Annotated in this window: 14 protein-coding genes; 5 read left to right on the forward strand and 9 right to left on the reverse strand. The window is 62.2% G+C overall.

The features are described from left to right. Positions 1–47 precede the first annotated feature (47 nt). The 5 genes from LG30_RS0110660 to LG30_RS0110680 all read right to left on the reverse strand — a co-directional run bounded on the left by LG30_RS0110660 (position 48) and on the right by LG30_RS0110680 (position 6082). Positions 48–833, reverse strand: coding sequence for a F0F1 ATP synthase subunit delta (locus tag LG30_RS0110660; RefSeq protein ID WP_033130690.1), 786 nt, complete (start codon positions 831–833; stop codon positions 48–50). Then, a complete protein-coding gene (locus LG30_RS0110665; RefSeq protein WP_033130691.1) occupies positions 830–2146 on the reverse strand; it encodes a sphingomyelin phosphodiesterase in 1317 nt (438 codons plus the stop codon). The genes LG30_RS0110660 and LG30_RS0110665 overlap by 4 nt, the downstream gene beginning before the upstream one ends. A gap of 178 nt (positions 2147–2324) precedes the next feature. Further along, positions 2325–3884: a methyl-accepting chemotaxis protein gene (locus LG30_RS0110670; RefSeq protein WP_033130692.1), complete on the reverse strand. Its 1560-nt coding sequence runs from the start codon at positions 3882–3884 to the stop codon at positions 2325–2327. A gap of 166 nt (positions 3885–4050) precedes the next feature. Further along, positions 4051–4350: a hypothetical protein gene (locus LG30_RS0110675; RefSeq protein WP_033130693.1), complete on the reverse strand. Its 300-nt coding sequence runs from the start codon at positions 4348–4350 to the stop codon at positions 4051–4053. 127 nt (positions 4351–4477) lie between these two features. Beyond that, complete coding sequence (locus LG30_RS0110680) at positions 4478–6082, reverse strand: ABC transporter substrate-binding protein (RefSeq protein WP_033130694.1); 1605 nt, start codon at positions 6080–6082, stop codon at positions 4478–4480. Positions 6083–6257: 175 nt separating this feature from the next. Between LG30_RS0110680 and LG30_RS0110685 the strand changes: the two genes are divergently transcribed. Continuing rightward, complete coding sequence (locus tag LG30_RS0110685) at positions 6258–6965, forward strand: ParB-like protein (RefSeq protein WP_033130695.1); 708 nt, start codon at positions 6258–6260, stop codon at positions 6963–6965. Between the two features lie 48 nt (positions 6966–7013). Here the strand turns inward: LG30_RS0110685 and LG30_RS0110690 are convergent, their stop codons facing one another. After that, complete coding sequence (locus tag LG30_RS0110690; RefSeq protein WP_033130696.1) at positions 7014–7679, reverse strand: CatB-related O-acetyltransferase; 666 nt, start codon at positions 7677–7679, stop codon at positions 7014–7016. A gap of 295 nt (positions 7680–7974) precedes the next feature. Between LG30_RS0110690 and LG30_RS0110695 the strand changes: the two genes are divergently transcribed. Further along, on the forward strand, positions 7975–8403 hold the full coding sequence (locus tag LG30_RS0110695) for a DUF2753 family protein (RefSeq protein WP_033130697.1): 429 nt from the start codon (positions 7975–7977) through the stop codon (positions 8401–8403). A gap of 9 nt (positions 8404–8412) precedes the next feature. Here LG30_RS0110695 and LG30_RS0110700 read toward each other — a convergent pair whose 3' ends face one another. After that, positions 8413–9156, reverse strand: a complete 744-nt coding sequence (locus LG30_RS0110700) for an enoyl-CoA hydratase-related protein (RefSeq protein ID WP_033130698.1) — start codon at positions 9154–9156, stop codon at positions 8413–8415. 89 nt (positions 9157–9245) lie between these two features. Between LG30_RS0110700 and LG30_RS0110705 the strand changes: the two genes are divergently transcribed. From LG30_RS0110705 to LG30_RS0110715, 3 genes are all read left to right on the forward strand, one after another. Beyond that, positions 9246–9686 (forward strand): copper chaperone PCu(A)C, encoded by a 441-nt coding sequence (locus tag LG30_RS0110705; RefSeq protein WP_033130699.1) that lies wholly within the window; start codon positions 9246–9248, stop codon positions 9684–9686. Positions 9687–9778: 92 nt separating this feature from the next. After that, complete coding sequence (locus LG30_RS0110710; protein ID WP_033130700.1) at positions 9779–10408, forward strand: TIGR04219 family outer membrane beta-barrel protein; 630 nt, start codon at positions 9779–9781, stop codon at positions 10406–10408. Between the two features lie 65 nt (positions 10409–10473). Then, on the forward strand, positions 10474–11154 hold the full coding sequence (locus LG30_RS0110715; RefSeq protein ID WP_033130701.1) for an SDR family NAD(P)-dependent oxidoreductase: 681 nt from the start codon (positions 10474–10476) through the stop codon (positions 11152–11154). A 487-nt stretch (positions 11155–11641) separates the two neighbouring features. On the opposite strand, the gene LG30_RS0110720 is transcribed toward LG30_RS0110715, so the two are convergent. Both LG30_RS0110720 and LG30_RS0110725 read right to left on the reverse strand, forming a co-directional pair. Beyond that, positions 11642–12271 carry a 3'-5' exonuclease gene (locus tag LG30_RS0110720; protein ID WP_033130702.1) on the reverse strand — a complete coding sequence of 210 codons (630 nt, stop codon included), beginning with the start codon at positions 12269–12271 and terminating at the stop codon, positions 11642–11644. 194 nt (positions 12272–12465) lie between these two features. Next, positions 12466–14190 carry a proline--tRNA ligase gene (locus LG30_RS0110725; protein WP_033130703.1) on the reverse strand — a complete coding sequence of 575 codons (1725 nt, stop codon included), beginning with the start codon at positions 14188–14190 and terminating at the stop codon, positions 12466–12468. Positions 14191–14310 lie beyond the last annotated feature (120 nt).

The raw sequence follows: 14310 nt of genomic DNA on the forward strand, positions 1-14310 counted from the left end.
CCCTTTTTCGTGTCTGCTGCGTGCCGGACCGTGATGTCAGCCTGGCGTCAATCCGTTCGGGGCCTGCCCTGCTCCTGGACGAAGAAGTCGCGCCTGAACTGGCCAAGCACCTGCTCCCTGTGCTGCTGCCAGCGCTCGTCGTCCATGGCCCCCTGGCTGGCCGCGAGTTGCTGTTCCAGCTCGGCCAGCTGCAGCTGATAGCGGCTGCGTTGATCCAGCTGCTGCTGGCGCGCCCCGGCGAAGGCCAGGCTGGCCTCGGCCCGCCCGGCGGGCAGGAAGTGGCGCACCAGGGTCTCCAGCTCCTCGTCCCCCCACAGCTGACGCGCCTGCTGCAGGCGGGCGTCCGGATTGAACAGATCCGCCGCCAGATCCGGGTATTGCGCCGCCCACTTGTCCTGCAGCCGGGTCAGGGCGGCCAGTCGCTCGGCCAGGGTCAGCTGTTCGCCATCGCTGGCCAGCTGCGCCAGCGCCTCGGCGTAGCGCCCCTGCAACAGGGTCAGGCTCTCCCCCTCGCTCAGCCACTGCGACTCCACGCCACCCAGATTGGCCAGCCGCTCGGTCAGCGGCTGGTCGCTGTCGCTGATCTCGCCGGCGAGCTGCTGGCTCATCCCCTCCGGCATGGCGCGCCAGCTCTGGGGTGCCTTGGTGGCGCCAGTGGCCGCGGTGGCGTCATGTGCGGCGGCCCCCGTCTGAACGGGCTGCGGCGGGCTGGCACTCGCCGGCGTCCCTGCTTGGGAGGCTGCCGCCGCCGATCCGGACTCATCCTGCCGGCCGAGCGTGAGCAGCAACAGCGAGAGGACCGCCAGGGCCAGGATCCCGTGGCGGCGTTTCATCGGGCTATCTCTCCCTTGACCGGGAAGTGATCCGAGAGGTTGCTGGCGGGCCAGAGGCTGCCATCGCTGGTGCGGGGGATCCAGACGCTGTTGAGGTTGTGGCTGGCGGCGCCGTATTCCCGGCTCACCAGCAGATAGTCCAGGTATTCCACGTTGGCACCGCCGGAGAGGGGCCCGCCGGCGTAGGGGTTGAGCCTGGGGTCGAAGGTGGCCTCGGTGTAGCCGCCATAAGCGGGGGCATGGGCGTTCAGATTGGCCAGCATGTTGGCGTAGTCGTCGGCAAACTTGCGCTTGTTGACGTTGAAGTCGCCGCCGTAGATGACGGTGTCCGTGGGCGGGATCTGGAGGCTGGTGGCCAGGCTGCGGATCTGGCCGAACTGGATCTGGCGCAGCCGTCTCGCCTCGTCGGTGTCGAAGCTGGCGGTGTGGGTGGCGAACAGGTGCCAGGCCTTGCCGCCCTTGATCACCTCGGCGTACATCACCCCCTTGTCGGCGAAGCAGTCGGTGCCGGTGCACTGGGGATAGACCAGCTGGGCCTCACGCACTATGGGGTAGCGGCTGACGATCACCACGCCGCCGTCGTGGATGTTGATCCCCGGCTTGTCGAGCACCTTGGTCTGGTAGGGATACTCCTTCGCCAGCGCCTGCAGGAAGCCCTCGCGCCGGCCATCGAACACCTCTTGCAGCAGCAGGGCGTCATAGCCCTTGAGATAGCCGGGCAGCAGGGTCAGCCGCTCGCCGATGCTGGAGGCGATCACCGGCAGGGCCCAGACGTTGTAGCTGGCCACCTTGAGCTTGTCTTCCGCCGGCTCCGGCTGCTCCTCTTGCCGGGCGGGCGTCAGCATATAGTGCAGATCGTCGTAACGGCCGGTGTACTTGGCGGCGAAGGCCAGCTCCTGCGGGCCCGCGGTGCGATGCAGGGTGCGATCGCTCTGCCAGCCGGAGCTGGCGGTCGGCGTCTCGCCGCCGTGCTGCAAGGTGGTGTTCCACCAAGTGCCCTCCATCAGCTGGTTGAGGCGATAGGTGTCGCCGCCGGCGGTGGTGACGCGGGTCTCGAACAGATAGTTTTTGCCCGCCTTCACCCCCTCGTAGCGATTGAAGCTGAGCACCATGGCGCTCTCCCAGGGGCCCAGCTCTGTCCTGTGCTGAGTCCACTGGCTGCCCGGTTGCAACTGGCCGCTGCCGCTCTGGCGGATCTCCAGCTGCAAGGGCTCGGGGCCGTTGTTGGTGAGGTAGACGTCGGTATCGGCCAGCGCCTGCAACGGTAACTGACAGGCCAGCAGCAGGGCGGCATAGCTGAGGGATTGGTGCATCATGAAGTCCTTTTGGTTGAGGCACGGTGGAAACTGACTGTTATGGCGGGCATAGAGGTCATTTCATTTACATTTCTGTTACAAATAAATGAAAGGCCCCATATGGGGAGTATTTGAAGGGAAGGCGGGAAAAACAGCAGCGCGTCCTGAGACGCGCCTGGCTACACGGGGAGCGGGTTCAGTCGTGGAACTGATTGATCAGGCGGGAGAGATTTTGCAGCCGCTCCACCAGCAGGGTGATGCCATCCAGGGCCTGTCGACTGCTGTCGGCGGTGTGGTTGGCGAGCTGGTGGATCTGGTGGATCCCCTGATCCAGGGTGCTGGTGACGTCCGCCTGCTGGCTGACGGCCTGGGCTATCTCGTCGCTGGTGTGGGTGACCTGGGCCAGCATCTGGTTGATCTGGTCGAGCACCTCGGCGGTGGCCCCCATGTGTTGCTGGCAGAGAGCCGAGGTCTGGGCCCCCTGTATCATGCCATCGGACAGCTGCCGGGTGCTCTGCTGCAGCGCCCCTATCATGTCGCTGATCTCGCCGGTGGAGCTGCGGGTCTTCTGGGCCAGCGCCCGGATCTCGTCGGCTACCACCGCAAAGCCGCGTCCCTGCTCACCGGCCCGCGCCGCCTCGATGGCCGCGTTGAGGGAGAGCAGGTTGGTCTGATCCGCTATCTGGCCTATCACCTCCAGGATCCCGCTGATCTTCTGACTGTCCTGGGTCAGCCGGGCCAGCACGCCCTGGCTGGCATCAAGCTCCTGATGGAGCTGGTTGACCGACGAGCGGGTAGTGGCCAGCGCCTGCTGGCCGCTGGCGGAGACCTGTTGCACCTCGCTCACCAGCGCATTGGCCTGATGGGCGCTGTTGGCCACGTCGCGGATGGAGTGACTCATTTGCGTGATGGCGGCGGCCAGCTGCTCGCTCTGCAGCCGCTGCTGCTGCAGGTGGGTGTCTATGGTCTGGATATGGCCCCTGTCATCCTCGGCGGCCTGCAGGATCTGCTGGTTGGTGTCGGCGCTGCGACCCACCACGGCCCTGAGCTCGGCCTTCTTCATGCGCAGCAGCAGCTCGATGGCCCCCAGGCTGTCCCGCCGCCTGGTGTAGAGCACCTGACAGAGCGGGGTACCCAGCTCCTCGCCCGCGGTGGCCAGCAGCCGATCCAGCCGTTGTTGCAGCTGCCAGCCATGGGCCATCTGCCCCAGCAGGCAGAGCAGGGAAATCAGACTCCACCAGGGCTGGCTCGTGACCAGGCTGGTGCCCAGCCCGAGCAGGGCTGTGGCCGACAGCAGCAGGCTGAGTTGACCCGGCTCCAGGGCGAGGCGGCTCGGCCAGGGCAGGGCCTTGCCCGCCCGGATACGGGCATAGAGCCGATCCGCCCAGGCGATGTCCTGCTCGCTCGGACGGGTGCGCACCGACTGGTACTCGATGATCTGCTGCCGCTCGTTGAGGATGGGGGTGACATAGGCGTTGACCCAGTAGAACTGGCCGCTCTTGGCGCGGTTCTTCACCAGTCCCATCCAACTCTTGCCTTGCTGCAGCCGGCGCCACATGTCGGCAAAGGCGGCCTTGGGCATGTCGGGGTGGCGCACCAGATTGTGGGGGACGCCGTCCATCTCGCTGGCGCTGTAACCGGCCACGTCGCAGAAGTGCTGGTTGGCATAGGTGATATGGCTGGCGGGATCCGTGGTCGAGATCAGTGATATGTGGTCGGGGAAACGGATCTCCCCTTCTCGCTGGGGTGTGGTCATGTGCGCATCCTGATTTGAGCCAAGTAACTGATAAGTTTGTTTTTATTGTGTGTGGTTGTTACGGCTTCATTGTAGATGCGGGCCATGGCCCGACCTTGGCTTAGGTCAATTAATCGCCACAGGGGAGGCTGAAAAGAGACAATGCAAAGGCTTGTTCAAGTCGGGCTCAATGCAGGGGGGTAAAATCGTGGACTTCTCCCTCCCTCGGCTTGAAGCGAAGATCCTGGCGCTGCTCGCCTGCGACCCAGGCCATGGTCTGGCAGAAGCTCTCCTGTTTGGCGAACTCGTCGCGGGCCTGATCGATGGTGCGCTCGGCGTTGCGCCGCGTCATCTTGCTGGCCTTGCGATCGCTGAACTGCTGTTGCTGGTCCAGCATCCATTCGACGAAGGCCCGCTGGCATTCGGCTTCGGTGGCGGCCCGGACGGGCAGGGTACAAAGCAGGAGGATCAGGAGCAGGGTGCGCATATGGGTAGCGTGTTCACGAAGTTTAGCGACAGAAAGGCAGCATTCTATGCCGTAAAATGAGAGCGGGACAGTGCCTGAACGGGGCCGGCCTGGTTGGCCCCGTGGTGTCGGCGTCTGATGAGCGGGATCAGTGCTTGATAAGGTAGAGCTGGCGGCTGTAGGCCACGTCCTCCGGGTTGTTGATGGGATAGCCCTTGAGCCAGGGCTTGATCAGCCGGGCGTTGGTGTACTGGTAGATGGGGGCGATGGGCGCCTCGTCCTGCAAGATGGTCTCGGCCTCGTCGAACAGGCGGGCCCGCTCACGGGGATCCTGGCTGCTGGCGGCCTGGGTCAGCAAGGCGTCGTAGCCGGGGTTGGCGAAGCGGGCCATGTTGCCGCTGTGGTGGCTGCCCCAGAGGCCGAGGAAGGCGGAGGGATCGTTGTAATCGGCGACCCAGGAGGAGCGGATCACCTCGAACTGGCCGCTCTGGCGGCTGTCGAGATAGGTCTTCCACTCCTGATTGGTGAGCTCGACCCGGGCACCGAGCTTCTGCTTCCACAGGTTGGCGATGGCCAACGCCATCTTCTTGTGGATCTCGGCGGTGTTGTAGAGCAGGGTCAGCTTGAGGGGCTTGTCCGGGCCATAGCCCGCCTCTTTGAGCAAGGCCCTGGCTTTGTCATCCAGCTCGCGCTGGCTGCTGGTGGAGAGCAAGTTTGGCTTAGGGAAGAAGTCGGCGGTCACGTCCGGGGTGAAGTGATAGGCCGGTTTCTCGCCGGTGCCCAGCACCTTGTTGGCGATGAGGCCGCGATCGATGGTGTAGGAGAGCGCCTTGCGCACCCGCACATCGTTCAGCGGCGCTCGCTGGGTGTTGAAGGCGTAGTAGTAGGTACCAAGCTGCTCCGGGGTATAGACCTCTCCCGGGATCTGCTGCATCAGCTTCTGGTACTGCTCCTTGGGGAAGGACTCGGTGATCTGCAGATCCCCCGCCAGGTAGCGGTTGGTGGCGGCGCTCTCCTGATTGATGGGCACGAAGGTCACCTTGGTCAGCACCGTGTGGGCGCGGTCCCAGTAGTAGGGGTTCGGGGTCAGCTCCAGTCGCTCGTTCACCACCCTGTTGTTCAGCACGAAGGCGCCGTTGCCCACCAGTTTGCCCGGCTGGGTCCACTGGCTGCCATATTGCTCCATGCTGGCCTTGTGCAGCGGTGACAGGCTGGGGTGGGTCAAGAGGCTCAGGAAGTAGGGTACCGGCTGGGACAGGTTCACCTGCAAGGTATGGTCGTCGAGGGCCTGCACCCCAAGCGCCTCGGGGGCCAGCTTGCCCGCCACTATCTCGTCCACGTTATTGAAGTGAGCCAGCTGGGCAAACCAGGCGAAAGTGGCGGCTTCCTTGGGATCCACCAGCTTGCGCCAGCCATAGACGAAATCGCTGGCCTTGACCTCGTCGCCGTTGGACCAGCGGGCATCCGGCCGCAGGTGGAAGGTGAATTGCCGGTTGTCCTTGTTCTCCCAACGCATCGCCACGCCGGGCATCACCTTGCCATCCGGCCCCTGGGTCAGCAGCCCCTCGTAGAGATCCCGCAGCACCTGTAACTCGGGCAGACCGACCAGTTTGAGCGGACTCAGGCTGGTGGGCTCGTCTTTGAGATGACGCACGACCACCTGTTCGGTGGCGAGTTGGGTGCCGGGCGGCACATCGGCGGCCTGGACACAGGCGGCGCCCAGCAGGGCCAGCAAGGGACTCCATCCTTTCATGGCTAATCCTTCAAATTGTGTGAAGCGGGGAGAAAACTCGGCGAGAAATCATCGCCGATAGACGGGGAATCATGATATCTCCTTTGCTGGTCAGACCGCCAGCATGAGTCCCGTGAGAGCCGGGTGTGGCGCCCTATCAATCCCCCGTGCCAATGCGGGGAAGAGGAGTGGAAGAATGAGAGCATGGATATTATTGGCTTGTCTCCTGAGCCCGGGCGCCTGGGCGCTGGATCCGTGTGCGCCAACGACTGCGGTGGGTCGCTGGTGCGAGTTGGGCATCACGCAGTTGCATCCGACCCAGGGCGGAGTGGGCCAGTTGCAGGTCGATGCCACGGCGCGCGAGCTGGCGGACAAGAGCCCGGAGCAGCTCGACAAGTTGATGAAGAAGAAGGAGATCCCCGTGGTCATCGCCCCCGATGGTGGCTACTGGCTGGTGGACAGGCATCACCTGACCAAGGCGCTGTGGCAGCAGGGGGTGAAGCAGGCGAGGGTCAAGGTGATCGCCCGGCTGCAGGACAAGACCAACTTCTGGAGCCAGATGCAGAACAACCACTGGGCCTGGTTGAAGGATGAGCGGGGCCAGCCCCTGACCCCGGAGCAACTGCCCAAGCAGATCGGTGAGCTGCCGGATTACCCCTACCGCTCCCTGGCGGGTCAGTTGCAGGATGCGGGCTACTTCAGCAAGAAAGATCAGGTCTACTTCGTCGAGTTCGCCTGGGCCAGCTGGCTCGGCCAGCAGATGGACTGGCTGCCGGTCAATGCCGCCAATCTGGCGGATCGCCTCGGTCAGGCCAAACGGTTGGCCTGCAGCAGCAAGGCCGAGGGGCTGCCGGGCTATCCCGGCAAGCAGTGCCGCCTCAACCCCCTGCGCAGTGGCAACTAAGCAGGGGCCCAGGATTGGATGAATGCGGGGCGCCTGGGCGCCCCGCAGTCATTCGCCCAGGCCGACGGCTTGCCAGCGGGCGGCGGCCTGCTCCAGCAGTGCCACCTCCCCTTGCTGGATCAGCGGCAGCAGGGCTGCCACCTGCTCATCCGGCCAATCCCACCAGGCCAGTGCCAGCAGCCGTGCGATGTCGTCCTGGCCGAAGCGTTGGCGGATCACCCTGGCGGGCGACCCCGCCACCACGCAATAGGGCGGCACGTCCCGGGTGACCAGGCTGCGGGCGGCGATGATGGTGCCGTCCCCTATGGTGACCCCCGGCATGATCATGGCCTCCATGCCGATCCAGACATCGTTGCCGATCCGGGTATCCCCGGCGGGGCGGTAGCTACGCTCGAGTGCCTCCCCATCGGAGAACGGATAGGTGCTGATGAAGCCGGTGTTGTGGGTGTGGTTGCCACCCATGATGATCTTCACGCCAGAGGCGATTTGCACATAGTCGCCGAGATGGAGCTTGTCTATGTGCCAGATGGGCTCCCAGCCGGTATCGGGGTTGCGGCTAAAGCGGTCGCCGTGCAGGTAGCGCACCACTTCCTCCTCGAAGGGGCCGTCCCAGGCGCCGGAGTAGTAGCTGTGCTGCCCCTTGAGGCAGATGTTGGGATTGGTCACCGTCAGGTGCAGGTATTCGACCTGCGACCAGTGTTGGCAGGGTTTCATGGCTGTGTTCCTCGTTGAATGGATCAGGGTAAGCGTGGCGCGCGTCGGCCAGCTAATAGATCCAGACCAACAGGCGGGGCACGCACAGGGTGGAGCAGCCCAGCGCCTGGGGTAAACGGGGTCGTTGCATGAGGAGAAGGTTCCCGACGAAAGAGCACAGATGGTAAGGGATGGGGAGGGCGATGCCAAGCTGGCGAAGGAGAGGCTGGCCGGATCCTGCACAAATCGTCTGGTTGATATTTATTCTCAATTAGCCATGATACTGGCTCCACTCATGTCGGCAGGGGAGAGGGGTATGACGAATCAGAACTGGCAGCGTTACATGCTGGAGGCGGAGAATGCCCTGGGCAAGGGGGCACTTGGCACGGCTATCTGCCTCTATCAGCAGGCGCTGGGGGAGGTCTATGAGCTGGAATCGGACGATCTGGACGAGCTGGCCAGCATGAGGGTCGCCACCTGTCATCGCCTCGCCGACTTCTGGCGCGCCATGGAGGAGCCCGCCTACGAGCTGCGCTACCTCAAGCTCGCCTCCGAGCTGGTCACCGCCCTGGTGCCCCAGTGCCCCAACCGCGAATGCGAGAGCCTGATCAGCGAGCTGGGCTGCTGCCGCGCCGCCCTGCTCTCCTTCCTGAAGCGCCACCCCAACCCCGAGATCGCCAGGCTGATCCAACTGCAGGACAAGGTGCAGGGCTGCGAGTTGATCGGCCGTTTCCGCCTGAACTAGTGGCTCGTCTCAGCGCCTGAGCCTGCGGGCAATGCGCTCCTGCGCCTCTTCCCCCTGCAAGGCTTGGGAGAAGGCGCGGGCCTCCAGATCGATGACGAAGTGCACCGCCTGCCTGAGCTCCTGCTTGAGCAGGGCCTTGCTCTTTTGCAGTGCCTTCGGCGGCTTGGCCGCGAGTTTCAGCCCCTGCTCCCGCGCAAAGGCCAGCAAGCGTTCGGTCGGCAGCACCCGGTTGGCGAGCCCGAGATGCAGTGCTTCATCGGCATCAATGGCCTCCGCCAGCAGCAATAGTTCGGCCGCCTTCAGATGACCGACGGCCCTGGGCAGCAAGAGGCTGGAGGCAAACTCCGGCACCAGCCCCAGCTCGACGAACGGCAGTTGCAGCCGGGCGTTATCCCCCAGATAGACCAGATCGCAGTGCAGCAGCATTGTGGTGCCTATGCCCACGGCGGGGCCGGCGACCGCGGCGATGACAGGCTTGGGGAAATCCGCAAGGGTGTGCAGGAATTGCAGTATGGGATCGTCCGCCGCCAGAGCCGACTTGCCCACGAAGTCGGCCAGATCGTTGCCGGCGGTGAAGCAATCGTCCTGCCCCTGCAGCAGCACCACATGGACGCTGTCGTCCTGGGTCGCCTGATGCAGCGCGGCGGTGAGGGCCTGGTACATCTGGGTGTTGAGGGCGTTGCGCTTGTCCGGCCGATGGAGGGTCAGGATGAGCAAGCCATCCTGCTGCTCGGTCAGAATTGTGAGGGCCATGTCTGAATCCTTGTTATCGGAGGCTGTCAAAAGCTTGCCACAGGGGTAAGCTTCGCTTCTTTTAACAACATCATAAAAGGATTCCAACCATGTTTAAACGTGCGTTTTACGCCATCCTGACCCTGTTGTTGGCGGCCCCCGCCCTGGCCAAGGTCGAGGCCGTCGACGGTTATGTGCGCCTGCTCCCCCCTGGCTCCCCCAACACAGCCGCCTTCATGTTGCTCAAGAACGATGGCGACAAACCCGTGACCCTGACCGCCGTCGCCTCTCCCGACGCGGGCCGGGCCGAGCTGCACACCCACCTGCACGAGAACGGGGTGATGAAGATGCGCCAGGTCGAGGGCATCTCCATTCCCGCCAACGGCGAGGTCGCCCTCCAGCCCGGCAGCTTCCACATCATGCTGTTCGAGGTGCGTGCACTGTCACAGGACGTCCCCTTCCCGCTGACGCTGACCCTGGACGATGGTCAGACCATCAGCCTGAGCCTGCCGGTGAAGCCGGTTGAACCGATGAAAGGCATGCAGCACTGACATTTCTGGACGCTTGTTCAGCTTTTTACTCTAGGTATTCCCTGTATAGAGGGTAAAATAGTGGCCTTTCCAGTCCATTAGGGAGCGATATGATGAAAAAGACTTTGATTGCAGCCAGTTTGTTGGCCCTGTTCAGCCACACCGCCATGGCCGCCGATGACTGGCGTTTTGCCGCCGGTGCCGATATGTGGAACTCCCAGGGCAGCGGCAGCATCCACGGTATGGATGCCAACGGCAGCTACGATGACCAGTACAACTGGACTGGCTACCTGCAACTGGAGCATGACATCTTCCTGCTGCCCAACGCCAAGTTCGAGATCACCGACTTCAGCACCTCCGGCGGCAATTTCAGCAATGATCTCGAAGCCTATGATCTGACCCTTTACTATCGCCTGCTGAACAACGACCTGTTCAAGATCGATCTGGGTCTGACCGGTCGTCAGTATGACGGCAAGTTCCACACCCTGAACGAATCCTATGACGAGGGTGAGCTGATGGCCTACACAGGCGCAGAAGTCATGCTGCCGGGCACCGGTGTCTCCTTCTTCGGCGACGCTCGCATCGAGAATGGCGATCACTATGACTACCGGATCGGGGCGGCTTACCAGTTCTCCTCCATCCCGATGCAGATCCGCGCCGGCTGGCGTGATGCTGCCATCGACATCGCCGAGATGGATCAGGGTATCGAAGGCTGGTTTGTCGGCGCCGCGTTCCGCTTCTAAGCATGCAGGGATGCGTTACGACGAGGTAGCGCACTCTCTGGCTTCCACCGTTAAGGGGTAACAACATGAGCCACATCATAGTGACTGGCGCAGGCTCCGGCCTCGGCCGCGCACTGACAATCGGACTGGTAGCGCGTGGTCACCAAGTCTCCATGATGGGGCGCCGTTACCAGAAGCTGCAAGAGCAGGAGCAACTGCTCGGTCGCGCCGTGGTCGGCATCGCCGCCGATCTGGCGCGCCACGAAGAGGTGGAGATGGCGTTCTCTGCCGCGGTGGCCTGGGGTGGCTTGCCCGAGATGGTGATCCATTGCGCTGGCGCGGGGGAGTTCGGCCCGGTCGGCGTCTACACCACCGAGCAGATACGCCGGGTGGTGGAGAGCAATCTCATCTCCACCATACTGGTGGCCCAGCAGACGGTGAAACTCATCGGCAGCAAGGGGGGCGTGCTCGCCAGCGTGCTCTCCTCCGCGGCCCAGGCCGGCAAGGCCAACGAGAGTCTCTATTGCGCCTCCAAGTGGGGCATGCGCGGCTTTCTGGAGTCCCTGCGGGTCGAGCTCAAGGGATCGAGGCTGCGCCTGGTGAACCTCTATCCGAGCGGGATCCGCAGCGAATTCTGGGACAACTCGGATCATGTGGACTCGAGTAACTTCATGACCCCGGAAGACGCGGCCGCCTATATGCTGGATGCACTGGAAGCGCGCAGCAGTTGTCATGTGACCGATCTCTTTATCGGCCGTAACGACTAGGTTTCTCATTCTGAGTGGTATTAACCGCTGCCTGCACAACAAAAAGCGCGCCGATTGGCGCGCTTTTTTTATCGAGCCTAGTGTTAAGTATCAACACCCCCGCTTGCCCTTGAACAGGGCGACGATATCGGTGATCGCCACGTCCTGCTGCTCGCCGGCGCTTGTACTCCACCACGCCGTTGTCGAAGCCCCGATCGTCGATGACCTGGGCATCTCCAGCAGGATATGGGGAATATGTTGGGCCACTGGATGTGGTAATGATGGATATATTTGAAGGCCGATAATGCAATGTCTTAATCAAGACAGGCATTGTCAACATGTAAAAATAAACATTTAGAGTGAAATGACAAAAGCAGCGATTTTTATAATGAATTATCGCAACTTACTACGCCCATGTTCAATTTTTAGAATATGGCGAATGTATATCCAGCTCATGCGAAATAATATTAAACCTCGGGTGGAGATTAGTTAATTTTACCTGAGCGACTCATTTTTGAGTCGCATATCCCTGCAGGAAGGATTGAACTGCATGCTTTGATTTCTTGCTGAGGGTTAGCAGCAATTCAAAATCAGGGTCGATAATGCCATATCGCAATTCTAATTCCTTTAATAAGGCAAGCCACAGATGCGCCGTCACCTCGGCATCGGCCAGTGCGCGGTGAAATACGCCGTCATTGGGCAAGCTGTGGTACTGTACCAGGGTACCCAACTTATGATCCGGCGCCTCGGGGAATAACCGTCTCGACAGCAGCAAGGAGCAGGCGAACTGCCCAGGATAGTGCGCCGACAGCCGCTCTATTTCAGCATCCAGAAAGCGCTTGTCGAAGGAGGCATTATGGGCGACCAGGTTATCATCACCGATAAACTCGACGAAGTCCGCCATCACCTCGCCGCAAGGTGGCGCCTGTTTCAGCATGGCATTGCTGATCCCGGTATATTGCTCAATAAAGCTGCTGACGTTAAAACCGGGATTCATCAACGCCGAAAAACGCTCACTGATATGGCCGTTTTCAATCCGGACGGCACCAATTTCTATCGCTCTATCACCTTGTCCTGGTGAGAGCCCGGTAGTCTCGAAATCGAGTACGACAACGGTATTGGCTAAGGCAGTGGACATAATCTCTCGGGCAATCTGGATAAAGAACGTCAGTCTAGAAAATCTGCTACTTCATGTACAGCGCAATATCGCGATACAACTGGAGCCTTGTGTTTGTGATGAGCAGCAGCGACAGGCAACATATAAAAAGCCCCGAGTGCGATTCACACCCGGGGCCTTTTATCGAAAACGAAAAGCAGAGTTAGCAGGCGCTATTAGCGACCCAGCTTGCCCTTGAGCAGGGCGACGATGTCGTTGATCGCCACTTCCTGCTTTTCGCCGGAGCGGCGGCACTTGTACTCCACCACGCCGTTGTCCAGACCGCGCTCGCCGATGACGATGGCGTGCGGGATTCCGATCAGCTCCATGTCGGCGAACATCACGCCCGGACGCTCCTTGCGGTCGTCGAACAGCACGTCAACGCCAGCGGCCTTCAGCTCGGCGTAGAACTGTTGCGCCTGCTCGGCGACGCGCTCGGATTTGTGCATGTTCATCGGCACTATGGCCACTTCGAACGGGGCTATGGCGTCCGGCCAGATGATGCCGTACTGATCGTTGTTCTGCTCGATGGCGGCAGCCACCAGACGGGAGACCCCGATACCGTAGCAACCCATCTCCATGGTGACGGACTTGCCGCCCTCGTTCAGCACGCTGGCCTTCATGGCCTCGGAGTACTTGGTACCCAGCTGGAAGATGTGGCCCACTTCGATACCGCGCTTGAGCAGCAGGGTGCCCTGGCCGCAGGGGCTGGGGTCGCCTTCCACCACGTTGCGCAGATCGGCCACTTCATAGGTGGCGATGTCGCGATCCCAGTTGGCACCGGTCAGGTGGAAGCCGGTGTCGTTGGCGCCGCAGACAAAATCGGCCAGATGGGCGGCGCTTCGATCGGCGATGATGCGACCGGCAAAGCCGACCGGACCGATGGAGCCCGCGTCACAGCCGGCGGCGGCCTTGATCTGCTCCTCGCTCGCGAAGGTCAGTGGGTTGGCGACACCCGGCAGCTTCTCGGCCTTGATCTCGTTCAGCTCGTGGTCGCCACGCAGCACCAGGGCGATGACGGCCTGCTGGCCGTGCTCGTCCGCCTCGGCCAGCACCAGCAGGGTCTTGGCGATGGCAGCCGGCGCGAGACTCAGGAAGGCGGCCACTTCATCTATGGTGTGCACATTCGGGGTGGCGACCTTGGTCAGGGCCTGGGTCGCGGCGGCGCGCTCACCGGCCGGTGCAAGGGCCTCGGCCATCTCGATGTTGGCGGCGTAGTCGGAGCTGTCGGAGAAGGCGATCAGATCTTCACCGCTCTCGGCCAGCACCTGGAACTCGTGGGAGCCGGTGCCCCCGATGGAGCCGGTATCGGCCTGCACCGGACGGAAGTTCAGGCCCATGCGGGTGAAGGCGGCGCAGTAGGCGGCATGCATCCGTTCGTAGGTCTCGATCAGCGATTCCTTGTTGATGTGGAAGGAGTAGGCATCCTTCATCAGGAACTCGCGACCGCGCATCACGCCGAAACGGGGACGGACCTCGTCGCGGAACTTGGTCTGGATCTGGTAGAGGTTGAGGGGCAGCTGCTTGTAGCTGTTCACCTCGTAACGGATCAGGGAGGTGATCACCTCTTCGTGGGTCGGGCCCAGCACGAAGGGACGGTTGTGGCGGTCGGTCAGACGGCACAGCTCGGGGCCGTAGTCGTCCCAGCGGCCGGACTCTTGCCACAGCTCGGCCGGTTGCACCACCGGCATGGAGACTTCGATGGCACCAGCATTGTTCATCTCTTCGCGAACAATGTTCTCGATCTTTTTCAGTACCCGCAGACCGGTTGGCAGCCAGGCGTACATGCCGGAGGCCAGTTTACGGATCATCCCGGCGCGCAGCATCAGCTGGTGGCTGATGACTTCAGCGTCGGAGGGGGTTTCCTTGAGAGTGGAAAGCAGATATTGGCTGGTACGCATCGCGATGGACCTTAAACGTGGGACGGGCCGCCTGGCCCTGGATAAATTCAAGGGCGGAATTTTAACATGGGTCACTGCCCTAATGCGATTATCTGTTCGCGATAGAGAACGAATACGCGC

Source organism: Aeromonas aquatica (genome assembly GCF_000764655.1).
Taxonomy (GTDB): domain Bacteria; phylum Pseudomonadota; class Gammaproteobacteria; order Enterobacterales; family Aeromonadaceae; genus Aeromonas; species Aeromonas aquatica.